Below are 26,443 nucleotides of genomic sequence, written 5' to 3' on the forward strand. Positions count from 1 at the left end.
TATATGTATTTTTTAATAAATCACCAGCGGAGCATTCCACTGGTGAAAGTTTCACAATATAGATTAGCGAGGCTTTGTAGAAGCCAATGCACGTAATTGTTTCACCTCATGTGGTGTTAATTCTCTTGCATCACCAGGACGCAAGCTACCCACTTCTAAAAAGGCATAACGTTCACGTTTTAATTTCATTACTTTACAATCTAACGCTTCAAACATGCGGCGTACTTGACGGTTACGTCCTTCATGAATCGTTAATTGTACAATCGCCATCTCTTTACGCTTGTCCCAAGAAATAATTTTCACTTGTGCTGGTGCTGTTTTCCCATCTTCTAATGCAACACCTCGTTCTAACATGCGAATTTTATCACCTGTTAATGGCCCTTTAATTTTCGCAACATACGTTTTTTCAACCTTATATCTCGGATGCATTAATACATTTGCAAATTCACCATCATTTGTCATCAATAATACGCCAGACGTATCATAATCTAAGCGTCCGATTGGGAATAAACGTTGTCTAATTTCAGGGAAAAAGTCTGTTACAACATTTCTTCCTTTATCATCTGATACACTTGAAATTACACCAGTTGGTTTATATAGTAAAAAATAAACAGGTTCTTCTTTTTCAAGAGGGATGTTATTTACTTCCACTTTATCTTGAGGAGTTACTTTTGTTCCTAACTCCTTCACTATTTTCCCATTAACTTTCACTTTTCCTTGCTGAATTAATTCCTCAGCCTTTCTTCTCGATGCAATACCTGCTTGCGCAATCACTTTTTGTAATCGTTCCATTTCTTTTTTTCACCTCAAATTTATCTTACCTTACATTAGAAAGACTTGGCAACCGCCTAAGCTTTATGCCATTTACTTCGCCTACCTTTAACAACATAGCAATGATAATAAACGTATAAAGGCTATATCACGTTTTCACCCTTTATTATTATTTACACTTTTTCATGTTGTCCACGATAAAAGTTCACCATTTTGTCAAAAATACCGCATAAAAAAACCACTATTAAACTACACGTTAATAGTGGTCGTATACGTATTATAAGCGAAATAGCGCAAAAAATGAATAGCATTACCGAAACAATAGGGAAACAAACACAATCGAACAAATAATTCCGATTAAATCTGCAAAAAGTCCTACCTTTAATGCATCTCCCATTTTTCTAATACCGACAGCCCCAAAGTATACTGTTAATATATAAAAAGTCGTATCTGTGCTACCTTGCATCGTTGAAGCTAACCTACCAATAAACGAGTCTGGCCCATATGTAGCGATTAAGTCGGTCGTAATACTTAAACCAGCAGATCCCGAAATCGGACGTATAAGTGCAAGTGGAACGATTTCGGCTGGTACATGAATAAAGTCTAACATCGGCTTCATTACCGATATCATTGCATCTAAAGCACCTGATGCCCGAAAAATAGAAATAGATACAAGCATTCCAACCATAAACGGCAAAATGGAAACCGCAATTTGAATCCCTTCTTTTCCGCCCTCAACGAACGATTCGTACGTTGGAACTTTCTTTATCGTGCCATACAAAAGGATAAAACCAATTACACAAGGAATTACCCATAATGAAATTGTATTTACAATACTCATTTTTTCCGCCCCTTTCTACTCCTTCTCCGGTAAAAATAGCGGTCAATCCAAATCGCTCCAATCATCGATAACACTTGTGCTATAAATGTTACGCCAACGATTTCAGTAGGGTTTGCTGATTCATAAGTCATTCGAATCGAAATGACAGTAGTCGGAATTAATGTAATCGCTGAAGTATTTAATGCTAGAAACGTCACCATAGAACGACTTGCTGAATCCTTTCCACCATTTAACTCTTTCAGTTGTTCCATTGCTTTAATACCTAAAGGTGTTGCTGCATTACCTAACCCAAAAAAGTTCGCCATCATATTTGATAAAATGAATCCCATTGACGGGTGATCCTTCGGTATTTCTGGAAATAATCTTTTTACTATCGGCATAAAAAGTGATACTAACTTCTTTAACAATCCAGCTTCCTCAGCAATTTTCATTAAACCGAGCCAAAATACTAAAACACTAATAAGTCCAATACAAATCGTTACAGCATCTTTTGACCCTTCAAACACTGCTTTGGTCACTTCTTCCATCGTTCCATTTATCATGGCATACACAATCCCTATAACTGCCATCGCTGCCCATACGAGATTAACCATCTATCCCAACACCTATCATGTAAGAGAAGATTTCTTTTACGTTATTCCAATACATTCCCGTTGTAGCTACTAACTTTCGTTTACTGTAAAACAAATTTCGTTCTCCAACTTTCTCGTTCCCTACATAAATTTCTGTCTTCCCAATCTTTACTCCATCCGTAAGTTTTGCACTTTTATCGAGCTCAACTTTCAATAACACGCTCTTTCTTTCCTCTTCAGTTAAAGGTACAGAAAAACTATTTTTCGTATAAACATGATTGGCATATTTCTTTTCATTTATTTCAGCGAGTGCGCCTTGTCCTAAAACTTTCGCTTGCTTATAGCGTTCAAAGCCTTTATCAAACAAATTCATATGATCATCCCAGTCACTAGAAGCACTCAAAGTTACGACAATTAAATCTAGTCCATCTTTTGAAGCTGTTGTGACAAGCGTCCGTCCTGCTTTCTTCGTAAAACCTGTCTTTCCCCCTGTTGCAAATTCATAATAAGATGTCACAAGCTTATGTTTATTTTTCCACGGATAATCCCAAGAATCTGATTTATACGTTTTTGTTCCAAAAATTTTCTTAAAGGTCTCGTTCCCCATTGCATATTTCGTTAATAATGCCATGTCATAAGCCGACGAATAATGCGATCCATCCCCATCCAAGCCATGCGGGTTTGAGAAATGCGTATCTTTCATTCCGATTTCTTTCGCCTTTTCATTCATTAAATATACAAATCCTTCTATACTCCCTCCCACATTTTCAGCAATTACTTGTGCTGCATCATTACCAGATCTAAGCATTAATCCGTAAACTAAATCTTCTAACTTAACTTTTTGTCCAGGTTTTAAATAAATTGCCGATCCTTCTACTCGTACCGCTTCATTACTAACCGATACTAATTCTTTCATTTTTCCTGATTCAGCAGCTAACAATGCTGTCATAATTTTTGTTATACTAGCAATTTTTTGTGGCTCATGTTCTAATTTCCCATATAGCACACGACCGGATTGTTGTTCCATTAAGACTGCGTTACGAGCACTGACACCACCGTTCATTTTTGCATATGCAGGAATTGGCATAACGCTTGCGTACATTATAATTAGCGTAATTATTATACAAATTCGTCTCATATTTCCCCCCACGTCCTTTTGGCACTTTTTGTACAAGTGTATGCTTGGCCTTTTAAAATATGAACGAAATCTTCCTTCCACCTCCACTAAAAAAGACGCATGAGATATGCGTCTAATACGGTGTCCATTCAATTTGCTTCGCACTTTCAAATCTCTTTTCTACATCTGGCCAATTTACAACATTCCACCAATTTTTAATATATTCATCTTTTCGATTTTGATATTGTAAATAATACGCATGTTCCCATACATCCAGTACAAGGAGTGGTATCGTATCCCACTGCGTAAACAATTGATGAAGCGTACTTTGCAAAATTTCTAACCTTCCTGAACGGGGTACCCATACAAGAATTGCCCATCCTGAACCTTCCACTTTAGAAGCGGCTTCCGTGAAATGCTTTTGAAAACGTAAAAAACTTCCGAAATCTTGCTCAATTTGTTGTGAAAAAGCCCCTCTCGGACTTCCACCACCATCTTTTTTCATGTTATTCCAAAATATCGTGTGTAAGTAATGACCTGATCCATGAAAAGCCGCTTCTCTTTCCCAATGCTTAATTAAATCAAATTGATTTGTTTTTCTCGCTTCTTCCATCATCTTCTCTGCTTTATTTAATCCTTCCACGTAACTACGATGGTGTTTATCATGGTGTAACATCATAATTTCTCGTGAAATGTACGGTTCTAGCGCATTATATGGATAAGGTAATGGCGGAAGGGTATGCCCCCCAATCGGAACAGCTCGTTCGCTATCCCCTCTTTCACATAGTTCATATTCCTCTCCTTCTTGCATAAATACTTCCTGTAAATGGTGTTGAATATGTTCTACATCATCACTTATTTCATACATAAACTCGGCATCTGTGTCGTATTCATGCTCTTTCATACGCTCTAATAACGTTTGAATTTTATAAGCAAGCATATGGACATCATACACTTCCATTGCACGGCTATCTAATACTTGAAGAACACTTTCACACCAGCTTTCTACTTCATGAAAGTAATCTGTAAATACACCTTGCTGACTCATGTCACACCTCCTTGATGCTATCCACTTTAACTATATTCAATTAAAATCCCTTATATAACTGGACAAAAGGAAAAGAAGCTAAGTATCCTTAGCTTCTTTTCCTTAATTAATATTTGTGCAACATTTTTGTTTGGTAATCTGTCTCATAATATTCTAGTTCTTCACGCATCAATTGAAATTTCCCTTCTAAATCCTTCATCATTCGTTCTATAGATCTAGGGGGGATTTGCTGAAAAACAATAGAATTTTTCCCTGTATAAGCAGAACGACTATTTTCATACCAATGATCATTCTTTGGCGAAAAAAACTCTGCAATTACTTGATGGTAAATCTTATATAAAACTGTTTCAGCTGCGGTCTTTCGAAATGGTTGGCTATTCAGCAAAACAAAACATGCATCAAGTCCTTCTTCACAAAAAACAAGAAGTCTTCTTATTGATGCTAATATCCCTTTATAGTATTGCTCGTTTCCTGTTGGTGTCTCCTCCAATAAAGAAGGTAACGTATGATAATTTACATAATTAGTTATCAAGGAAATTACATCTTCTAAAAATATAGAAACTTGTTCTGTTTGATTTTCAACCATCAAATTAGACATGGCTTCTCTCTCCTTTGCCGTTTTACGCTATTTCTACTCTTTTATTTTTATGTAATTCAGCTAATATTTCTTGTACTTTCACCACTGTTCCCTCATCAAAGTATCGTTGAAAGTCTGTTACTTCATTGAGATACAAGCGCTTCTGCGTGCGTAGCTCTTTATCTTTCAGTAAACAAGCGATCGCTACAATATCTCGTAAATATACGTCTTGTTCTTCTACTTTATAAACTGGATTTCCTTCAAAAGGGGTAATTTCTTGTAAAATTTCTTCAAAATATCGAACATATAAGACAGAAAAGGTTTTCTCTTGATTATTTAATATATATGTCACTTCAGATCTATTAAAAAAATCTTCTGATGTATTCGGTTTTGCTTTTTCTAACTCATATCCTGCATAACCTATTATAATCATCTACTTCCCCTCTCTTCCTTCTTTCATCTTATCTTAACTTAATTTTCTGATAAACGAAATATTCTTTTAAATATAACCTATATAAAAAATAGCTTCCCTATACAGGAATTTACCTTTTTATTTTTCTTGAAGTTTGTCATAATAATATTATTGTCTCAGTTTTCTTACACAAGGAGAGTTGTATTTATGTCGTTTTCATGGAAACGTTTCTTACAAATCGGGAAAATAATCTTCCCATTTGTTGTCTTAACAATTGTTTTCTTTCAAGCTAAAAAAGAATTAGCAGGCATTTCTTTTTTAGAAGCAATTGAAACAATTAAAAACATTCCAACTGGTGGGGTATTTTTAGCGATTACACTCGGTGCATTTGCCGTTTCAACAATGTTCTTTTATGACTTTGTTATGCTTCGTTACTTAAAAGCAGACATACCTGTACAAAAGATTTTCCGTATCTCATGGATTGCAAACACTTTAAATGGATTTATCGGTTTTGGTGGTCTTGTTGGTGCCGGTGTACGTACAATGCTATATCGTCCGCATATAAAAGATAATGGAAAACTTATTAAAAGTATTGCTTGGATGACAACCGCTTTTATTAACGGATTAGCCATTCTGTCATTCCTCGGCCTTATTGGAATATTAGACACTAGTTTTATTCTGCACGAAAAACCGTGGTTATGGCCTGTTCTTATCTTCTTTGCTCTTTTCGTTCCTATATATATTGGGTTTTCTAAAATTAAAAATAGAAAAACAAAACAGCTAGACGGACAAGAGGAAGAAGAAGAAGAGAAAAATCCAACTGTTTTATATTCATTAGTTTCATTAGTCGAGTGGGTATCTGCCGGTATCGTTATGTACGTCATTTTAATATTGTTTGGAATTGATATCGAATTTCAAAAGTTTTTAGGTGTTTACGTAATCGCTGCTTTAGCTGGTGTCGTAAGTCTTGTTCCAGGTGGCCTTGGTTCATTTGACCTTGTTTTCTTAACTGGACTAGGACAATACGGCGTTGATACAGGCGTATTACTACCTGCTATGTTATTATACCGACTTGTCTATTACATCTTACCATTCTGCCTAGGTCTCATTTTTGCAGCCTTTGAAATGACAGGAGCGGCCATAAAAAAAATTGAAGATAAACCCTTTATTGCACCTGCGTTAGAAACAACTGGTGTAATTTGGACTTTACAACGTGATTTTTTAGGGAAATTAGGTTCATGGGCATCCGCCGCTTTAACAGTATTCGCTGGCTTAATGGTTATTCTATCAACAATTTTACCGACTAGTATAAATCGAGCTCACGCCTTACATATTTTAGCTCCAAAGCACCTTATTCAATTTTCTTTTAGCTTATCATTAACATTCGGTATTCTCCTCCTGATTCTTTCGCGAGGCATATATTATGGAACAAAGCGTTCTTACTATATGACGATTGTTTCTTTAATTGGAGCAGCAATCTTTAATACCCTAAAAGGAATTGACATTGAAGAAACCTTTATTTTATTAATCGTACTTGCTGTGTTGTATATGCTTCGTAAAAGATTTATACGCGAGAAAATGGAAGTCTCACTTTCTGATATCGTAAAAGTATTTATCTTCTTATTACTTACGCTATATTTATATAAAAACTTAGGTATTTTATTTGCGGGTGCAAAAGAAGCGTTCCAACCTGATTTTGTCGTTCGAAATATTACACAAGTTAAACGAAGTGCATTAGCAGCAGCCTTTTTCGTTCCTACTTTTTTACTTATCGGCTCACTAATTGCCAATCGTTATCGTAGTCAATTTCCCGGGCAACCAGCTAATGATAAAAGGTTAGAAAACTTCTTAGATGAACATGGCGGGAATGTACTTAGTCATTTAGGTTTTTTAGGAGATAAACAGTTCTTCTTCAGTAGTGACGGAAAAGCACTTCTTCTCTTTTCAATTACTGGAAAACGTCTTGTTGTACTAGGTGATCCAATTGGTGATCCATCCTCCTACCGCACTGTGTTGCAAGAATTTTTGACTGAAGCTGATCGATTTGGGTATATTTGCGTATTCTATCAAATTGAAAGCAAATGGATGAGCTTATACCACGATTTTGGCTACAACTTCTTTAAACTTGGTGAAGAGGCTGTCGTTGATTTAAATACGTTTACAATAACAGGAAAGAAACGTGCTGGTATGCGAGCCACTTTCAACCGTTTTGAACGAGAAGGTTATACATTCTCTATTCATGAGCCACCATTCTCAGACGAATTATACGAGGAATTAAAGAAAGTGTCTGACGCTTGGCTCGGCGGAAAAAAAGAGAAAGGATTTTCACTTGGGTACTTCGATCGTGAGTATATTAGTCGTGCCCCTATCGCTACATTATCTGATGCAGAAGGAAAAATCATTGCATTCACAACCTTTATGCCAGTATATCAAAGTGGCATATTATCTGTTGATTTAATGCGTTATTATCCAGATGCCCCTAGCGGAATTATGGATGCAATTTTTATCCACTTATTCCACTGGGCAAAAGAAAATGAATACCATTCCTTTAATATTGGTATGGCACCACTCTCAAATGTCGGTTTATCAACGCAATCGTTCTGGTCTGAACGAGTTGCTGCTGCAATATTTAATAACGTTCGTTACACATATAGCTTCAGCGGTTTACGACATTTCAAAGAAAAATATAAACCTGCATGGAGTGGAAAATATTTAGCATTTCGAAAGAATCATTCTTTACCAATTACAATGCTCTCTGTAACAAAATTAATAGGAAAACGAAAAAACAGCTAAGTACTTAGCTGTTTTTTCGTTTTTGCACTTGTATACTAAACTCCTTTTCATACTTCTTACCATTTATATAGAAATCCCCCCATATTTTATATGTTCCTTCTTCTGGAAATGTAATACGATATTGTAATTGCTCATCCGTATCAACAGGAATGGCATATAAAAAATGTCCCCTCGTTTCATCAACGATATATAGCGCGTTGACTTCGCCTCTCCCTGAATTTAATTTCAGCTTTTCTCCCTTTTTCGCTTGAAACTGAAATGTTAATGTCGTTGCCTCATTCGGATGTAATGCACCAAATAAAAGAGACACTTGATGCTCTCCTATATTTTTTGTAAGTACAGTATCGACAGGTAGTTTCTTTTTATTCTTGTCCTTGTTTGTCTCCTTTTTTTCTTCACCAAAATCTTTCTTAGCAAATGATTCCACGGACTTGTTTTCATTTTCATACAAAAATATCGTGTACCCTTCACCTTTTGCTACATCTGAAGATAGCTTATACGATCCATTTCCAGCAAATATAGGCTTCGTTTGTTGTATGTTTTTCAAATTCCCATCCACTATCACTGCTCGAATTTGATCGTTCACACCACGAACTTCATTATTCATTTTATTTAGCAATTGAAACGAAATATCGGCTTTTTCATTTCCCTTTTTATTTTTCACATCCCATTTCACTTCTTGAACATCTCCGGTCGTTTCTACAGTTTCTTGATATTTTTTTATGTAAAATCCTCCTGCCACAATAAGTACTAGTGCAATAAGCCCAATGACAAGATTTTTCAAAATATCACCTACCATTTTTATTGTCTTTATCCATGCAAAACCTCTTAAATATATATTCTAGATTATGATTTATGAAATCCTCCTCTTTTGCACATATTACAAATAAAAAAGATTTTAATTGAAAGGAGTCGTAGTGTATAATGCAAATGATATTGATTTCTATCAATACATTATAAGGAGGATTTTTCATGAGTGTACATATTGAAGCAAAACAAGGCGAAATTGCTGAATCTATTCTATTACCTGGTGATCCATTACGTGCAAAATATATTGCTGAAACATTTTTAGAGGATGTTACTTGTTATAATAACGTGCGTGGCATGTTAGGTTTTACTGGAACTTACAAAGGAAAGCGTGTATCTGTTCAAGGTACAGGTATGGGTGTTCCTTCTATTTCTATTTATGTAAACGAATTAATTCAAAGCTACGGAGTGAAAAATTTAATTCGTGTTGGGACATGTGGTGCAATTCAAAAAGATGTTAAGGTACGTGACGTTATTATTGCGATGACGGCTTGTACAGATTCTAATATGAATCGCTTAACATTCCCGGGTTTTGATTTTGCTCCTGCTGCAAACTTTGATCTTTTAAAGAAAGCTTACGATGCTGGAACAGAAAAAGGATTACACGTTCGTGTTGGTAACGTATTAACAGCAGATGTATTTTATCGTGAGAGCATGGACATGGTTAAAAAACTTGGAGATTACGGTGTATTAGCAGTAGAGATGGAGACGACTGCTCTTTACACATTAGCAGCTAAATATGGTGTAAATGCATTATCTGTATTAACAGTAAGCGACCATATCTTCACTGGTGAAGAAACAACATCTGAAGAGCGTCAAACTACATTTAACGAAATGATTGAAATCGCTTTAGATGCAGCAATTCAGCAATAGTACACTAAAGAACTCGTCATACGTCTGGCGAGTTCTTTTTTATGCTAAAATACTTCCATAGTCACTGTACCGTCTCTTTATGTGACTTTCTATAAAAAACTACTTTAGAGAGAGACAGATTTATCCCCTCTACTTTTTTGTAACCTTTGTTATAATTAAGAAATCATTTATATTACAGTATTTTTCATACGAGGTGAAACAGTGAAGAACAGAAGCATCGTCTTTAAACTATTTTTATTAACATCAACTTTATTTACAATCATATTTCTCCTTTTTTTCCTTGGACAATCTCTATTTTTAGAGAAGTTTTATATTAATAAAAAAGTAAAAACCGTTCAAACGGCTTTTGAAAAATTCGTAGATAATTATGAAAAAAGCGACAAAAGTTTTGAGGAAATCAGAAAGCTAAAACAAGAATTTCACGATAAAACGAATGCTGAAATGCAATTTTTAGATTCTAACGGCATTATTAAAAGTGAAAACAATTACTACATTGAGGTAATTAACCCTAATAACAATAAAACCTATTCCATCCCACTTAATAATCTTTTAACACCCGAAGAATATAATAAATTCGAAAATTTAGGCTTAAAAAAAGAGGGCATGATTCACGTAGAGGGATTTTTACAAGATAATATAATAACGCCACTAGAACTGACGACTAATTATAATCGATGGCGAAATGAAAATGTCAATTCGGATTTTCAAACAATTAGTGGTAACCCCTCTAAAAATAGACTCACAAATCGATATAAAACTACGTCTCAGATCAGTTTTACCGGTGTGATATCTAAATTACATATCCCTTCCAAATCTGAGGTTCGCCTTGCAAATGATTTTGAAACATTACAAGCTGTTGAATATTTTGCAAGCACTATTAGACAAGGTACTTCTAATTCAAATCAATTAAACACGTATATTTTAGATAGTGGGGAAAATATAAAAAACAGTGTCTTTGTAAAGCCTATTATGGAAAACGGAAAAACTAAGGAGTACGCTTTTGTGATAGCATCTTTACAACCTGTGAATGAAGCAATGCTCGTTTTAAAAGATTATTATGTCTATGCCTTAATTATCGTGTTTCTCGTTATTATTTTGTTATCCTTCTACTACTCAAAAATCATTGTTAAACCATTAATTAAGATAAATCGTGTTACAAAAAAAATGGCCAACTTTGATTTTAGCGAGAAGTTACCTGTTACAGCAGACGATGAAATTGGCGGGTTATCAAGTGGTATTAATACACTCTCTGTAAATTTAAAAGATCGAATCGACCGATTAAATGTTGCTAATACAAAATTACAACAAGATATTGAACGCGAACGTCAATTGGAAAAAACGAGAAAAGAATTCATTTCTGGTGTATCTCATGAATTAAAAACACCACTTAGTGTTATTCGTAGCTTCGCTGAAGGTATTCAAGATGGCGTAAGTAAAGATACGACATATTATACAAATGTTATTTTGGAAGAGACAGATAATATGAACAGGCTCATTGTTGAAATGTTAGAATTAGCAAAACTAGAATCAGGTACGTACAAACTAGAAATGTCGACATTCTCGATCGGTGAATTAATTCAACAAGTCTATACAAAATTATTATTTAGCATGGAGGAAAAACATTTACAAGTGGACATCCATGCTGACTCTTCTCTATTTGTTAAAGCAAATCGTAGCCGTATTGAGCAAGTCGTTGTAAACTTACTTAGCAATGCAATTCGATATACTCCAGATGGTGAAAAAATACACGTCTCTATTATAGAAACGGAAGATACAGTGAAAATCAAAATTGAAAACACAGGTAATCCTATTCCAGAAGAAAGCCTTGAAAAAATTTGGGATCGCTTCTACCGTTTAGACGCTTCTCGTAGCCGTCATACTGGAGGTACTGGCCTTGGGTTATCCATTGTGAAAAACATTTTAGATCTCCATCACGCTGAATACGGCGTGTATAATACCACTAATAGCGTTGTATTTTATTTTAATTTACAAAAAGTAAAAGAAGTCAAATAATTTGTCTTAATTTCACTAGGAGTTCACATGAAATTCACACTCTCCCTTTATAGTAAGAAACAAGTTAATCCTTTCCTTTACACATATAAAAGAGGAGAGTGCGTGAAATGAAACAAGCAGGACAACCTATTCAAAATGAAAAACAATTAGAAACTATCAAAAATATACTTTTACAATCTTCGAAACGTGATGGCTTATTATTCGTATTAGCTGTAAATTCTGGCTTAAAAGTAAGTGAAATCTTACAATTAAAAGTTAGTGATGTAATCGATGAAGACGAAAATGTTCGCCATTCCATTTTATTTTACAATGAAAAAGTAAAGAAACATAAATGGTTTGCTGTAAATGAAGACTTACAGCACGCAATCGAAGACTACATGAAAGAACGTAAAACTTGGAAACGTAATGAACCATTATTAAAGTCTCAAAAAGGAACAAAGTCTATTACGAGACAACATGCATGGTACATTTTAAACAAAGCTGCAAAAGAAGTTGGATTAGAAGGGATTAGCTCACATACACTTCGAAAAACTTGGGGCTATTGTGCATACAAATCAGGTGTTGATATTGCATTTTTACAACACTTCTTTGATCACAGTACTCCATCCAAAACTTTAAAGTATATCGGTATTGCTTAATAACTCTTATACATAAAAAGGTTACCATTTGTAAATTTGGTAACCTTTTTTATGTTTCATATTCTCTTTTCTTGTCTCTCCTATACTGTAGTGGTACTCTAATAGTAAGGGGGAGAAATTATGAACACATTAACAATTGAATTACCGAAAGAAACGGCTGAAAAACTTGATTTATTAAAGAAATCTTATGAAAAGAAAACAGGTGCTACAATTTCTGAAAGCACTCTCGTTCAAACACTTATCTCAAAGGAATTTATCCAAGCGATAACTCCTTTTGATTTACAACAAATCATCAATGGAAAAGAACAGCAGTAATTGCTGTTCTTTTTTTATTACTATTTAAAATATAAAGTGAAACTTTAATCAGTGGGGGTCTTGTTCATCCCCCACTGATTATTAGCCTTCACCAATCGAGCGTTTACGGGCAGCAGGGCTCCCACCTAACTTCTTTGCTCCAGCCGAATTTTGAGGTAGGAGTTTTACTGCCGTAAATAGCGGGATAAAAAGTTTTTTATTTATTTTCCGAAAAACTATTGACTATGATAATGATAACCATTATCATTTATTATGAAGCCAACAATTGATGAATCAACCAAACGCTCAGTAACATTGTTACCCCTCTTTTTCATATAGAAAGGCACTGTACATTCCCCCTGTTTGTACAGTGCCTTTCTTGTTTATCATCATTCAAACAAATTTAATTGCTCAGGCTTCGGCTCACCATATGTAATGTTCATCATTTTCATAAGCTGTTTCGCATTATCCGCTGCATCTCCGCCCGAATTATTATTAAACAATACAAATATATCCTTCGTCTTCTTTTTCAATCGCTCTAATCGTTCTACCCATTCCGCCAATTCTTTACTATTATAACGATATAGACAGCGAACCGCTCTCCAATTTTCTCCTTTATCCAGCCAACCATGAATATTTCGGCCATGAAAACGTATTAACGCCATGTCCGAGTTTGTTGCCTCTAATATAAGCGGTACTGATCCTATTCCAGCCTGAGGCTCATCGCAAATTGTATGAATCCAGTTTTCTTTTTCTAAAAACTGTAACGTCTTATCTCTCATTTCTGGATAAAACCATGTTTGATTTCGAAATTCTATTGCACATGGTAAATCTTCCATTTTTTCTTTCGTGTATCGAAGTAAATCTACATTTTTCACTTTACAATCAAACCATGGTGGATATTGAAATAAAATCATTTTTAATTTATTTGCTTCTATTAAAGGAAGAATGGATTGTTTATACACATCAAACATCTCATCGAACGTAGAAAAAGGGATTTCCCCTTTCATATGTCCTGTCATTCCTTGATAGGCTTTTACTATAAAAGAAAAATCTTTCGGCGTTTCCATCGCCCATTTTGTATAATTCCGCGCAGGTTGTATCGCATAAAATGAACTATCTACTTCCACAATGGGAAAATGTTCACTATAAGTTCGCAATTTATTTCTATTTTCATAGGGATTTATATATAAAGAATCATGATCTCCCCACCCTGTCACTCCAATGAAAAGCAAATATATCCCTCCCTTTTTAACTTCACCTTCTATCCATTCTACTCACTTCCCGGACATTTCAGCTAATCAATTTCATTAAGTAGCCCCTTCTTTAAGAGTATCCGTATAAAAATATGATATACTAAATGGAAGAATTTTTAAATTGAGGGGTTATTTATTTATGCTTCCAAACGATGATATTGTATCTCATGAAAAACGAATAGAAGAACTAGAAAATAAAGTGCGGTTATATGAAGAGCTTGTGAATCAATTACCACATCATTTCACATACAAAAATCCACATATTGGTTTACAAATAAAGAAAACGAGAACGACTCATTCCATTCAAAACATACAAAAAGAGAATAAAAAGGCTGATTTTCAACTTACTTGCGATTCATTATTTTTATTTGAACAACTTGAAACATACTTTGTTCATATTTTTGATGCTTTTTCACATCATGTCACCTTTGTTGATAGTAAAGGAAATATAACTTTATGTAATCAAGCTGCAGCAGATGATTTTGGTGTAGTACGAAATGATATAATTGGAAAGCCAATTCAACAATTACTAAACTTGCCAGAAGAACAAATTAAAGCGATTGAAACATTAAGAACAGGAACAGAAATATATAATGAAGAAGTGTTAGACAAAAACTATGGTATTTTAAACAATCGAATTATTCGGGATTATAACGGAGAGATTTTTAGAGTTATTAGTGTCTTCCATTATTTAAACACAGAACGTGATGCAGAAAAATTTTCATTAGCAGGACGAATCGCAGCTGGGATTGCTCATGAAGTACGAAATCCCCTTACAACGGTACGTGGATACTTGCAATTTCTACAAGATAACGTTTCTCCATCCAATAAAGAATTGTTTAAAAGTCTACTCATTCCTGAACTAGATCGTGCAAATAGTATTATCACAAAATTTTTAGCCATTTCAAAAACGCGTGAATTTACTAGAGAACCTTTTCCCATCAATACGTTTTTACGCGAATATATTCAACAACTACTTGCTAGTGAAGTTTTTTTACACAACATTTCTATTGACTATGAATTTTCTACGGAATTAGATGGTGTACTTGTCAATATCGATCGTCATGAACTTGTGCAAGTTTTTTTAAATTTATTTCAAAATGCTATCGATGCTCGAGGCGAAAGACCTCTTTCCATTCAAATCTCTAGTTATCGCCTAGATAACTTTGTTCGGATTACTTTCACAGATAACGGAACTGGGGTTCCTCCAGCTATTCAAGAATATATCTTTGATCCATTCTTCTCAACAAAAGATTCAGGAACAGGACTGGGCTTGTCAGTAACGAAGAAAATTATTCAAAATCATAACGGTACATTAAAAATGTCTAGTAATCAAAACGGTACAACTTTCACTATTTCTATTCCAATTTTACCTAAAGCGAACTATGAACGAATTAATCATTAAAAAGGTTGGGCTGTTCCACGAACTGCACGCAAATTGTTAGATATAATCTAACAATTTGCGTGCAGTTTTTTTATTCTAACCTATTCTTTTTTAACTCATATAAATCTTTCTCTATCTCTTAATTGTTCTTTGTTTTACAAGATAGGTAAACTTCTTATTTTTTTAGAAATAGTAGTTTGTCCCTCACGAATTCAGTTTAGTTTTCATTTTATTATATAGTCACGACTATTTATTCTATAAAAGAAAGGAATGAACAAATGTCCAACAAAAATAAAGGGAAAGTGTTTTATGGTAATGATTGTTGCGAAGTAAGAGCTTGCAGTTATATTAACATCTCTAAGGCAGAACTAAAAGAGTATGCTAGACTTCTTCAAGCTCTTGGTCAAAGTATTCAAGCTGTATTTCAAAACCCTTCTCAAGATAACATCGATAAACTAATTACTCTCCTGAATAATCTTCAAAAATTCCTCAGTTGCTTAGATTTATCACCTGCACAAGAAAAGATTGGTAGTTCTATTATTGCTAACTTATTAACTATCCTAAAGTCCTCACCTTTCTCATGCGGAGCATTGTACGTTGAACTACAAAGTTTGCTTAATTATTTATTGTATATTGCTAAGTTATTCAAAATCGATTGCTGTACTATCGATAAACTAGTTAAGCTCATTACAGAAATTCAAGCTATCCTAGTTCAATATGGATCAGGTTGCCTTGGTGGAGGAACAATAGGACCTACTGGACCTCAAGGACCGGCTGGCGCTCGGGGTGCTACTGGACCTCAAGGACCTCAAGGTATTCAAGGGACTCAGGGACCGGCTGGTGCTCAAGGTGCTACTGGACTTCAAGGACCACAAGGTATTCAAGGTCCGGCTGGTGCTCAAGGTGCTCAAGGTACTCAAGGTCCGGCTGGTGCTACTGGCGCTCAAGGTGCTCAAGGTCCGGCTGGTGCTACTGGCGCTCAAGGTGCTCAAGGCGCTCAAGGTCCGGCTGGTGCTACTGGTGCCCAAGGTGCTCAAGGCGCTCAAGGTCCGGCTGGTGCTACTGGTGCCCAAGGTGCTCAAGGTACTCAAGGTACTCAAGGTCCGGCTGGTGCTACTGGCGCTCAAGGTGCTCAAGGTCCGGCTGGTGCTACTGGTGCTCAAGGTGCTCAAGGCGCTCAAGGTCCGGCTGGTGCTACTGGTGCCCAAGGTGCTCAAGGTACTCAAGGTACTCAAGGTACTCAAGGTACTCAAGGTACTCAAGGTACTCAAGGTCCGGCTGGTGCTACTGGTGCTCAAGGTGCTCAAGGTACTCAAGGTCCGGCTGGTGCTACTGGCGCTCAAGGTGCTCAAGGTACTCAAGGTCCGGCTGGTGCTACTGGCGCTCAAGGTACTCAAGGTACTCAAGGCGCTCAAGGTCCGGCTGGTGCTACTGGCGCTCAAGGCGCTCAAGGTCCGGCTGGTGCTACCGGCGCTCAAGGTGCTCAAGGTCCGGCTGGTGCTACTGGCGCTCAAGGTGCTCAAGGTACTCAAGGTCCGGCTGGCGCTCAAGGTGCTCAAGGTGCTCAAGGTGCTCAAGGTGCTCAAGGTACTCAAGGTCCGGCTGGTGCTACTGGCGCTCAAGGTGCTCAAGGTCCGGCTGGTGCTACTGGTGCTCAAGGCGCTACTGGACCGTCGGGCACACCAATCCCTGTAACTATAGCAGCAATAGGAAATTCTAATCCACAAACTATATCACCTGGAACGAATATCCAATTCAATCAAGTTTTCGAACTAAATAATCTCATTTTTAATGACACTTCAGATACTTTAACTATTTTAGAAACAGGAGTATACGATATTAGTTTCTCAGCATCTACAACCTTCCCGGGTTCTTCACCATTTGGATTCGGTATTTCATTCAACGGTCAACCACCTACTCGTAATTTTTCAACTAACGTTATCGGTAGTGCGGTTTCTTTCTCCACAATTGTTACTTTAACAGCTGGTACAACAATCTCTGTACAACCTACAGTAAATACTATTTCCATCCCTAACACTGGTGACACAACAGCTACACTATCAGTCTTCCGAATTTACTAATTTTAGTTTTCATTTTATTTTTGAACGACCAAGAATGTTTGATTTATAGTAATTTGTATTATTTTGATTGTATGTTAAATCTTTCTTTTAATAAAAAGGAGCACTTATTTTGGAGGATAAGTGCTCCTTCTTTACGTTTCTTTACTTCAAATTTACTCTAGCTTAATCCTCTTTTTGTATGATGAATAGTGAAGACAAAGACATGAAAGAGGGATGACAATGCGAATTATATCACTGACACGTTTTTGGTTTGTTCTTATGGTATGCATAATTTTATGTATAGGGTTTCTTTTAACTCTAAACTATTCAAATGTTTCAAAAGCAGAAAGAAAAACCATTCCATACGAACTTCTGTATACAAAACAAAACAACATCCCGTATTCCTCTTCCACACAAAATGAAAAAAAAGTTATAAAAGGAATGCTTATTACAGAAGCTTCTAGTTATGAAAACCTACTTCAAATCGCTGAAACGATTAAAGATCAATATAAAAATAAAGACGTTGATGAAATAACACTCTCTATCCATAATGAAAATACTGGAAGTTTCGAAGAGGAATTGCCATATGAACCTATTAGTAAAGGAATAATAACCGTCACGTATGATTCTCAATCCTTCGGTAGGACCAATGTTACGCTAAATAAACTGAAGCTTTAATCCGTGGCGCTTTTCCCATCCCCACGGATTATTAAGTTAAACCCATCAAATTTTTATAGGCAGCTCGATTCTCACCTAACTTCTTTTCTGTTGCCACATTTTGAACCGAGATAAAACCGCTCATTTCTCATAAAAAAGAGGCGAACTCGCTATTCGCCTCTTTTTTTACCAAAATGGAATCCACTCTTTCACTTTATCTATCCATTCATTTTGCTGTTCTTTTCTTTGTTGTTCCTCTTCTTTTCGTTTTTTCTCTTCTTCTTTCCTTCGTTTTTCTTCCTCAATCGTTTTTAATTGTTTTGTATAATCCGCCTCAGGTATTAGTGATAACTGAAATGCCTTTTGAGTTGGATTTCCATTCGCTTTCTTCATAATATCCCGGAACATTGTCGTTGTAATTTGGCTGCCTCCTGGCACATAATGCTCACTATCCGTTTTATCATACCCTACCCAAATCGCACCTACTAAATCCGGTGTGTATCCAACAAACCACGAATCCTTCGCACCAGTGCTTGGTCCATTTACAAGCTGGGTAGTCCCTGTCTTGCCTGCGGTATCGATATTATTAACTTTCGCTTTTTCACCTGTTCCCCTTTCAATAACACCTTTTAATAAGTATGTCATCTTTTGGGCAACTTTCTCGTTCGTCACACGAGTTTCTTTCTTATACCATTTTCCAATTGTTTCCCCTTCAGCATTTTGGATTTCTCTAATGGCATGAGCTTCTACTTGGACACCATCATTTGCAAGTGCGCTATACGCTTGAGCCATTACAAATGGTGAAGTCCCTACATGCATACCTCCTAAAGCAATCGGATACGTATGGTCTTCAGGCTCTAATGGAATACCAAACCGCTCTAAAGATTTCAATCCTTTATCTAATCCAATTTTCTCTAATAGCCAAACTGCTGAAACATTATATGACTTTGCCACCGCTTCATACATCGTCACATTACCATGGAACGTATGATCACTATTTTGTGGTGCATATTCTTTAATATTAAACGGTTCATCTTTTAAGACATCGTATACTTCATATCCTTGTTCTAACGCTGGTACATACACTGCAAGAGGCTTTAACGTTGAACCTGGCTGTCTTTTTAATTGTGTTGCATGATTAAACTGCAAAAATTGATAAGGACCTCTGCCTCCAACTAAAGCCGGAACACCGCCAGTTTTTGGATTCATAAGGACCACTCCAGTTTGCATAAGCTGATCTGAGCCACTATCTTTAAAATAACTATCATTATTCACAACATCTTCAACCGCTTGTTGTTTTTTCGAGTCAAGTTCCGTATAAATACGATAGCCACCTGCTAAAATTTCATTTTGTGTTAATTCATACTTGTCCATCGCTTCTCTAACAATATAATCTACGTATTGAGAATATTTTCCCTTATATTTATCGTCAACACCACGTCGTAATACAAGACCTGATTCTTTCTCCTGATTATATTGTTCTTCAGAAATATATCCTTGCTCCTTCATTAAACCTAATACGACATTACGTCTTTCAATTGATTTATTAAAGTTTTTATACGGCGAATACGCAGATGGCGCTTTAATTAATCCTGCAATCGTTGCGGCTTCTGAAATCGTTAAGTCTTTTACTTCTTTATCAAAATAAGATTTAGCTGCTCTTTTTATCCCCCAAGCACCTTCACCAAAATAAATTTGATTCATATACATTTCAACAATTTCATCTTTCGTATAAGTACGTTCTATTTTTTTCGTTAGAAAGTATTCCTTTATTTTACGCGAGAATGTACGGTCTTGCGTTAAAAATACATTTTTCGCAAGTTGCTGTGTAATTGTACTACCACCTGCCACAACTTCACCGGCTGTAATGTTCTTAAATACAGCACTTATAATTCCACTATAGTAAATACCATGATGACTAAAAAATTCCTTATCTTCTACTGCAACAATTGCTTGAACCATAATATCAGGAATATCTTTCCTTTTGACCCCTTCTGTTTTAGAAGAAGCTAATTTAGTCGCAACTTCATTATTTGCATCATAAATTAAAGTCGGTTGTGGAACAGCTTGTTTTAATTCAGATATATCTTGAATGGAAATTATTATATTTACAACAATAAATAGAGTAGCAAGTAAACTTCCCAATACAATTAATGAATTGCGTAGTTTCTTCCTCTTATTGAACCACTCAAGCGTTTTTTTAAAGTGAGTGTTCTTCAATTTCATTGGTTCACTTCCTTCATTTGTTTACACTCTTCTTTTTAAAAGGAAGAATATACCTCCTTTTAAATTTATTATAATAACGTAGTCGTTCCTATAGTGTAAAGCTTTTCTTTCACATTCATACTTTTTGCAAGAAAAGGACATTCTACAAGTAAGATATTCATCGTTGAGTATTAATATTATTAATACAACAATGAGAGTTATGTTAAGTTTTTGTAAACTTTTCGATAAAATGTTTTAAAAAACGACAGTTTTTTGTTAGAATTGATTAGCCAATATATTTTACATATATTACTTTTGTGGGGGTAACAATAATGGTCTTTAAATCAAAAAAAGATAAATTTTCTGAAATGCTTATGAACGTTTCCGAAAATTTAAAAGAAGGCGCGCAGTTTTTCGTGGAGTATAAAATTAAAAATGCTAGCGATTTAAAAGAGTTTTCTATGCGCATGAAAGAGTATGAGTCAAAAGGTGACTCATTCATTCACGAAATCATTATGGAGCTAAACAAAGCGTTTATTACTCCTATTGAACGTGAAGACATCCTACAACTTGCAATGAGTATGGATGATGTATTAGACGGATTAGATCACAGTGCTGGTCTATTCGAAATGTATTCTATTACAGAAGCTGATGAATACATGATTAAATTCGTTGAAGCAATTAATCAATGTGCGATTGAGATTGCAAATTCTGTTGAACTACTTTCTAAAAAGAAATTAGTCGATATTCGTACAAATGCGATCAAGATTAAGGATTACGAGTCACAATGTGATGATATTCGCCGTCATGCGATTAAGCACTTATTCTCTCGTGAGAAAGATCCGATTAAGATTATTCAATTTAAAGAGATTTACGAAGAGCTTGAAGAAGTAGCTGATAGCTGTCAAAGCGTTGCAAACGTATTAGAAACAATCATTATGAAGAACGCGTAAGGAGTTTGATCATGGATACACTCTTGATACTGACCGTTTTAGTAGTCATTTGCGCTTTAGCTTTTGACTTTATCAATGGATTTCACGATACAGCAAACGCTATTGCAACGGCTGTTTCAACGAAAGCTCTAAAGCCTAGACATGCAATTGTTATGGCAGCTATTATGAACTTTTTAGGTGCGATGACATTTACAGGTGTAGCAAAAACGATTACAAAAGATATTGTTGACCCGTTTGCTTTGCAAAATGGTTCTCTTGTAATTTTAGCTGCTTTGCTTGCGGCAATAGTCTGGAATTTGATCACTTGGTACTATGGCATTCCAAGTAGTTCTTCGCATGCAATCATTGGCGCAATCGCTGGTGCAGCAATTGCTGCTGCTGGTATTAGCGCATTAAACTATAAAGGGTTTATAAAAATTCTTGAAGCTTTAATCATTTCACCGATCATCGCTTTTGTTATTGGTTACATCGTATATAGTATTTTTAAAGTGGTATTTAAAAACTTTAACTTAACGAAAACGAACAAGAACTTCCGTATATTCCAGATTTTCACCGCTGCATTGCAAGCTTATACGCACGGTACGAATGATGCACAAAAAGCAATGGGAATCATTACGATGGCTCTTATGGCCAATAACTATCATACTTCTGGCGATATCCCTTTCTGGGTACAATTATCTTGTGCAATCGCAATGGGTCTTGGTACTTCTGTCGGTGGTTGGAAAATTATTAAAACTGTCGGTGGACAAATTATGAAAATTCGTCCTGTAAATGGTGTAGCTGCCGATTTATCATCATCACTTGTTATTTTCGGCGCAACATTTATTCACTTACCGGTTAGTACGACGCACGTTATCTCTTCTTCTATTTTAGGAGTTGGTGCTTCACATCGCGTGAAAGGTGTAAAATGGGGAACTGCAAAACGCATGTTAATTACATGGGTTATTACACTTCCTATTTCAGCTTCTTTAGCTGCATTATTTTACTACTTATTACACTTAATCTTTTAATCAAAAGTCGTCTTCCTTATTTTTCTAGGAAGACGACTTTTTTGTGAACAAGCCTATTTCTTATTAAAAAGCGTGTATAATGATTGATGGATAAGTTATATAGAGGAGTTGGCAATTTTGGAATACATCATGTTACTTTTCATCGGATTAATCGCCGGGACAGTCGGGAGCCTAGTCGGACTTGGAGGCGGAATTATTATCGTTCCGTTATTAATTGGATTACACAGTTTATCACCACAACTCGCAGTAGGAACTTCTATGGTAACAGTCGTTTTTACAGGGCTGGCTTCTACCCTTACTTATATGAAACATAAACGGGTAGATTATAAAAGTGGACTTATTTTATTTATCGGGAGTGGCCCTGGTGGTATTATCGGATCATGGGCAAACAAATTTTTAAACCAAGATACATTTTCTTTATACTTTGGGATTTTTCTTATATTCGTCTCCATTCTTCTTATACTACGAGACAAATTGAAACCTCTTTCCCTATCAAATATGACTGTAATTAAGCGATCTTTTACAGATAACGAAGGAAATACTGTAGACTATCAATTTCCACCATTTCTCGCTATCTTTATTGCCTTTATAGTTGGATTTATATCCGGATTATTTGGAATCGGTGGTGGTGCCTTACTTGTGCCAGCGATGATGCTCCTTTTTGCGTTCCCAGCACACATTGCTGTAGCAACTTCAATGTTTATCGTATTTCTCTCAGCAATTGTAAGTTCTTTAACTCACATCTCTCTAGGAAATGTCAGCTGGGCTTATGCATTAATTCTTATTCCTGGTGCATGGATTGGCGGAAAAATCGGGGCTTATATTAACACAAAATTAAGCGGTAATGCAGTAATTAATTTATTACGTATCACATTAATTATTCTTGGAACTAGATTAATCATTACTTCATTTTTATAACGCGTTCTTTCTAGAATGCGTTTTTTCTTATACACATGAATATAAAAAGGCTCCTAGGAGAACAAATAAAACTAAACAAACACTTAATAGCATAAAATTTGAAATATGTAATTTCTTCAAGTTGATCACTCCTATAGCTATGACTGTTATCTTTATGATAGCGAAAAAACAGTTATCTTACAGTTACAAAGCGCTAACAATGCAAAATCATTTATTACAAATTTTATCCTTATATTTCATTTCTTTGTATAATCTATCGATTCAATAAAAAAAGATGTCATATTGACATCTTTTTAGTGAAGAAGTGACCACCCCATAAAGTCTTCATGTACTTGGCACGCCCTCTTATCGTTTCGATCATATAATTCAGCATAACTATCTGTTTCTTCATCATAAGCCATCGTATAAATAATTTGGCCGTCTATTTCAACGGATAAAACGACTCCACCTTTCATCTCTTCTACATGAATGATAGCATTCGCCGGAATTCTCATATCCGTCATCTTCATCGCATCTAACAATATACTAAACCCCCTACAGCGTATTCATTGCTAGTACTATTACACACTAAATAGTATACTACTGTAATAGCATACATTTCGTCAATGAAATTGCTGTTTAAAAAGCATATTGTCTTTATACATTTACGCTAAAATATAAGAAATAGAAATGTTTTAATGGGGGGCTAACATTGATTCTACATAAGGGAGATGTATTATTCCGTCAAGGTGAGGACGGTCCATTATATTTTATAAAAACAGGTTTATTAAAAGTTATTCGGTTAGAAGAAGACGGAACACCATTTTTATTTAATATTATCGTTCCTGGTGAAACGATACCTCACCATTCTTTAATTTCACCGAAGGAATATCACGGTACAGCTATCGCTTTAATGAAAACAGAAGTTGAGCCTATAATTAGCCATGAATGGTACGACAAACTTCAGGCAAATCCTGCATCATATGAAAATATCGCTATACAATTACAATCGAAGTTAAGAATGATGCAACAGCGTATCGATCAATTGACAACTGTCTCTCCTAAAGAACGCCTTCATCGTTTACAAGAGTGGTTCACCTTTTATTTAGGTGACATCCCTATTTATGAAATATTAACACAAACTGAAATTGGGCAGCTCATAGGTGTACGCCGCGAAACAGTAAATCGCTTACTTAGAGAACAAGCAAAAAACGAGGTAAAATAATACCTCGTTTTTTGCTTGGCAACGTTAACCTATTGTAAGCTTGCTGCGGGACCGAAAAATTCATAATGAATGTTCTCTTGTTTAACACCCAAATCAATTAATGCAGTATTTATATGTTTCATAAATGGTACTGGACCGCAGAAATAAAATTCTGCTTCAGTCGTTGGAATAATAGTTTGTAACCATTCACGTTCAATGAATCCTTCTTGATCAAAATTCTTCATTTCCACATCTTGCTCTGTCGGTGAAGAATAGCAAGTATATGCTTTAACTTGTTCATACTCTTTTTCTACTGTCTCAACATGCTCTTTCATCGCATGTGTATTACTATTTATCGCCGCATGAACAAAGCATACATTACGCTTTGATTCTTGTTCAATTAACGTATTTAACATACTCATCATCGGTGTAATACCTACTCCACCACTAATTAGTACAACAGGTAATGTTGACTCCATATTTAATACGAAATCTCCCGCTGGTGCACTTACTGGTAAGACATCTCCTTCCCCTACATGATCATGTAAGTAATTAGATACTTTACCATCTGGTGTATCTACACCTTTTTCTTTCTTTACACTAATACGATAATATTCTTTTCCAGGAGCATCAGATAAGCTATATTGACGATTATGCGTATATGTTTCACCTTCAATATTTATTTGAATCGTTACATATTGTCCTGGGATGAATGAAGAAACTTTCCCGCCATCTTCAGGTTTTAAATAAAATGATGTAATAACATCGCTTTCCTTCACTTTTTTAACAATCACAAAGTTGCGGAAATCTTTCCATCCACCTTCTTTATGTGCAGCTTCTTCATACATACCCGCTTCAATGCTAATGAATGCATCAGCAATGACGCCATACGCTTCTCCCCATGCATTTAAAACTTCATCAGGTGCGCCTGCGACCTCTTTAATCGCTCGTAGTAAGCATGTACCTACTATTGGATAATGCTCTGCTTTAATACCTAAACTTCTATGCTTATGACCGATTTGTTTTACAACTGGAATAATAGCTTCTAAATTATCAATGTACATTGCAGCTGCATATACAGCATTTGCTAACGCTTGTTGTTGTCTTCCCTTTTTCTGATTCGTATGGTTAAAAATATTCAATAACTCCGGATGTTCCGAAAATAAAATTTGATAAAATCTCGTTGTAATTTCAACGCCTTTTTCTTGTAATAACGGTACTGTTGACTTTACGATTTCAATTGTTTTTGCACTTAACATTGTATCCCACTCCTCTATTTCCTTAACTGTTTTTAGTTTAACTGAATTGTATAATACATATTGTGATTTTAATCACTATTAACATGGTGTTTTTGTGAAAAATATATGAACAAAAACATATTAAATAAATTTTAACTAGTGGCGTGCTCCCATACGCTACTAATTATTAGCCCTCATTAATTGGGCTCAAAAAAAGGCTAACTAGAATTCTAGCTAGCCTACTACTTCGTTTGTATCGCTTGTTCAATTACTTGTATATTCTGCCCATCTCCAAACTCGGTATACCCCCATACATTCGTCTCACCTTTATATTTATTTACAAGTATATCCAAGTCATGATATACGCGATGAGCATAGACTACATACTCAATATTCTGAAGCCCCACACCTTTTTTTACAATTTCATAACTTCTATTCACATCGCGTTTTATTTTTTCATTTTTTATTTCTTTATGTATATTTTTTAAAGAAGGTTCTTGCTCTTGAAACCATTGTTTAAAATGTTTCCAATCCCCATCTGTATATTTCTCTGCCTTACCATAGTTCAAGAAATTATTATAACTTTCATGTGTCGTACGAACAAATTCGAGTGTCTTCTTCTTCTCTTGCACATCTTCTATTTGTGCTACTGTATTTACTCCAGCAGACTTATTCGCATAATACAATAGTACTTTCATAAGACTATAGCTCGCTATTGCCATTACAGTAATAGCTACCAATACACTTAACAATTTCTTCATATACAGAACTCCTTTTCTACTATGAATATTACAATGTACTGTTACACTTGTAACATTCTCTC

The 26,443-nt window shown here is 35.4% G+C and carries 25 protein-coding genes; 12 read left to right on the plus strand and 13 right to left on the minus strand.

Features of this window, described 5'->3' with window-relative positions:
* Positions 1-63: 63 nt before the first annotated feature.
* The 7 genes from rluB to ABH955_RS12130 all read right to left on the minus strand — a co-directional run bounded on the left by rluB (position 64) and on the right by ABH955_RS12130 (position 5,359).
* Positions 64-792 carry a 23S rRNA pseudouridine(2605) synthase RluB gene (rluB, locus tag ABH955_RS12100; protein ID WP_002064494.1) on the minus strand — a complete coding sequence of 243 codons (729 nt, stop codon included), beginning with the start codon at positions 790-792 and terminating at the stop codon, positions 64-66.
* A 289-nt stretch (positions 793-1,081) separates the two neighbouring features.
* Positions 1,082-1,612, minus strand: a complete 531-nt coding sequence (gene spmB / locus ABH955_RS12105; protein ID WP_002086660.1) for a spore maturation protein SpmB — start codon at positions 1,610-1,612, stop codon at positions 1,082-1,084.
* A complete protein-coding gene (spmA, locus tag ABH955_RS12110) occupies positions 1,609-2,205 on the minus strand; it encodes a spore maturation protein SpmA (RefSeq protein ID WP_002086662.1) in 597 nt (198 codons plus the stop codon). The genes spmB and spmA overlap by 4 nt, the downstream gene beginning before the upstream one ends.
* The gene (locus tag ABH955_RS12115) at positions 2,198-3,322 is read right to left on the minus strand and encodes a D-alanyl-D-alanine carboxypeptidase family protein (RefSeq protein ID WP_002086664.1); all 1,125 of its coding nucleotides are present in this window, start codon (positions 3,320-3,322) and stop codon (positions 2,198-2,200) included. Before ABH955_RS12115 ends, spmA begins: the two co-directional genes overlap by 8 nt.
* Before the next feature lie 112 nt (positions 3,323-3,434).
* Positions 3,435-4,349: a superoxide dismutase gene (locus ABH955_RS12120; protein WP_002030730.1), complete on the minus strand. Its 915-nt coding sequence runs from the start codon at positions 4,347-4,349 to the stop codon at positions 3,435-3,437.
* A 106-nt stretch (positions 4,350-4,455) separates the two neighbouring features.
* The gene (locus tag ABH955_RS12125; RefSeq protein WP_002135239.1) at positions 4,456-4,947 is read right to left on the minus strand and encodes a YpuI family protein; all 492 of its coding nucleotides are present in this window, start codon (positions 4,945-4,947) and stop codon (positions 4,456-4,458) included.
* A 22-nt stretch (positions 4,948-4,969) separates the two neighbouring features.
* Complete coding sequence (locus ABH955_RS12130; protein ID WP_404457322.1) at positions 4,970-5,359, minus strand: hypothetical protein; 390 nt, start codon at positions 5,357-5,359, stop codon at positions 4,970-4,972.
* Between the two features lie 186 nt (positions 5,360-5,545).
* Between ABH955_RS12130 and mprF the strand changes: the two genes are divergently transcribed.
* Positions 5,546-8,131, plus strand: a complete 2,586-nt coding sequence (gene mprF, locus ABH955_RS12135; protein ID WP_044438005.1) for a bifunctional lysylphosphatidylglycerol flippase/synthetase MprF — start codon at positions 5,546-5,548, stop codon at positions 8,129-8,131.
* 4 nt (positions 8,132-8,135) lie between these two features.
* Here mprF and ABH955_RS12140 read toward each other — a convergent pair whose 3' ends face one another.
* Complete coding sequence (locus ABH955_RS12140; protein WP_044438004.1) at positions 8,136-8,930, minus strand: hypothetical protein; 795 nt, start codon at positions 8,928-8,930, stop codon at positions 8,136-8,138.
* A gap of 173 nt (positions 8,931-9,103) precedes the next feature.
* Between ABH955_RS12140 and deoD the strand changes: the two genes are divergently transcribed.
* The 4 genes from deoD (at position 9,104) to ABH955_RS12160 (ending at position 12,777) form a co-directional block, all read left to right on the plus strand.
* Positions 9,104-9,811, plus strand: a complete 708-nt coding sequence (gene deoD, locus ABH955_RS12145) for a purine-nucleoside phosphorylase (RefSeq protein WP_000110707.1) — start codon at positions 9,104-9,106, stop codon at positions 9,809-9,811.
* 201 nt (positions 9,812-10,012) lie between these two features.
* On the plus strand, positions 10,013-11,824 hold the full coding sequence (locus ABH955_RS12150) for a sensor histidine kinase (protein WP_002141011.1): 1,812 nt from the start codon (positions 10,013-10,015) through the stop codon (positions 11,822-11,824).
* Between the two features lie 107 nt (positions 11,825-11,931).
* Positions 11,932-12,462, plus strand: a complete 531-nt coding sequence (locus tag ABH955_RS12155; RefSeq protein WP_000806230.1) for a tyrosine-type recombinase/integrase — start codon at positions 11,932-11,934, stop codon at positions 12,460-12,462.
* Positions 12,463-12,582: 120 nt separating this feature from the next.
* Positions 12,583-12,777: a DUF3924 family protein gene (locus tag ABH955_RS12160; protein ID WP_002011737.1), complete on the plus strand. Its 195-nt coding sequence runs from the start codon at positions 12,583-12,585 to the stop codon at positions 12,775-12,777.
* Between the two features lie 368 nt (positions 12,778-13,145).
* Here ABH955_RS12160 and ABH955_RS12165 read toward each other — a convergent pair whose 3' ends face one another.
* Entirely contained in the window at positions 13,146-13,991 is an 846-nt protein-coding gene (locus ABH955_RS12165; protein ID WP_002166082.1) for a DUF72 domain-containing protein, read from the minus strand.
* Between the two features lie 160 nt (positions 13,992-14,151).
* Between ABH955_RS12165 and ABH955_RS12170 the strand changes: the two genes are divergently transcribed.
* The 3 genes from ABH955_RS12170 (at position 14,152) to ABH955_RS12180 (ending at position 18,134) form a co-directional block, all read left to right on the plus strand.
* Positions 14,152-15,417, plus strand: a complete 1,266-nt coding sequence (locus ABH955_RS12170; RefSeq protein WP_002126365.1) for an ATP-binding protein — start codon at positions 14,152-14,154, stop codon at positions 15,415-15,417.
* Between the two features lie 257 nt (positions 15,418-15,674).
* A complete protein-coding gene (locus ABH955_RS12175; protein ID WP_404491138.1) occupies positions 15,675-17,477 on the plus strand; it encodes a Gly-Xaa-Xaa repeat protein in 1,803 nt (600 codons plus the stop codon).
* 219 nt (positions 17,478-17,696) lie between these two features.
* Positions 17,697-18,134 (plus strand): hypothetical protein, encoded by a 438-nt coding sequence (locus tag ABH955_RS12180; RefSeq protein ID WP_113937030.1) that lies wholly within the window; start codon positions 17,697-17,699, stop codon positions 18,132-18,134.
* 165 nt (positions 18,135-18,299) lie between these two features.
* On the opposite strand, the gene ABH955_RS12185 is transcribed toward ABH955_RS12180, so the two are convergent.
* A complete protein-coding gene (locus ABH955_RS12185; RefSeq protein ID WP_002086687.1) occupies positions 18,300-20,339 on the minus strand; it encodes a transglycosylase domain-containing protein in 2,040 nt (679 codons plus the stop codon).
* A gap of 311 nt (positions 20,340-20,650) precedes the next feature.
* Here ABH955_RS12185 and ABH955_RS12190 point away from each other — a divergent pair, with 311 nt between their 5' ends.
* The 3 genes from ABH955_RS12190 (at position 20,651) to ABH955_RS12200 (ending at position 23,199) form a co-directional block, all read left to right on the plus strand.
* Positions 20,651-21,271 carry a DUF47 domain-containing protein gene (locus ABH955_RS12190; protein WP_000231445.1) on the plus strand — a complete coding sequence of 207 codons (621 nt, stop codon included), beginning with the start codon at positions 20,651-20,653 and terminating at the stop codon, positions 21,269-21,271.
* Positions 21,272-21,282: 11 nt separating this feature from the next.
* A complete protein-coding gene (locus tag ABH955_RS12195; protein ID WP_002030715.1) occupies positions 21,283-22,281 on the plus strand; it encodes an inorganic phosphate transporter in 999 nt (332 codons plus the stop codon).
* A gap of 117 nt (positions 22,282-22,398) precedes the next feature.
* Positions 22,399-23,199 (plus strand): sulfite exporter TauE/SafE family protein, encoded by an 801-nt coding sequence (locus ABH955_RS12200; RefSeq protein ID WP_002086690.1) that lies wholly within the window; start codon positions 22,399-22,401, stop codon positions 23,197-23,199.
* A 293-nt stretch (positions 23,200-23,492) separates the two neighbouring features.
* Here the strand turns inward: ABH955_RS12200 and ABH955_RS12205 are convergent, their stop codons facing one another.
* Positions 23,493-23,720, minus strand: a complete 228-nt coding sequence (locus ABH955_RS12205; protein WP_000883004.1) for a hypothetical protein — start codon at positions 23,718-23,720, stop codon at positions 23,493-23,495.
* A gap of 170 nt (positions 23,721-23,890) precedes the next feature.
* Here ABH955_RS12205 and ABH955_RS12210 point away from each other — a divergent pair, with 170 nt between their 5' ends.
* Positions 23,891-24,403, plus strand: a complete 513-nt coding sequence (locus tag ABH955_RS12210) for a Crp/Fnr family transcriptional regulator (protein WP_404447509.1) — start codon at positions 23,891-23,893, stop codon at positions 24,401-24,403.
* 29 nt (positions 24,404-24,432) lie between these two features.
* Here the strand turns inward: ABH955_RS12210 and hmpA are convergent, their stop codons facing one another.
* Complete coding sequence (gene hmpA / locus ABH955_RS12215) at positions 24,433-25,641, minus strand: NO-inducible flavohemoprotein (RefSeq protein ID WP_404447513.1); 1,209 nt, start codon at positions 25,639-25,641, stop codon at positions 24,433-24,435.
* Between the two features lie 221 nt (positions 25,642-25,862).
* A complete protein-coding gene (locus tag ABH955_RS12220; RefSeq protein ID WP_113937027.1) occupies positions 25,863-26,381 on the minus strand; it encodes a hypothetical protein in 519 nt (172 codons plus the stop codon).
* Between the last annotated feature and the right edge of the window lie 62 nt (positions 26,382-26,443).

This window comes from Bacillus sp. RC240 (assembly GCF_044907945.1).
GTDB classification, from domain to species: Bacteria; Bacillota; Bacilli; order Bacillales; family Bacillaceae_G; genus Bacillus_A; species Bacillus_A mycoides.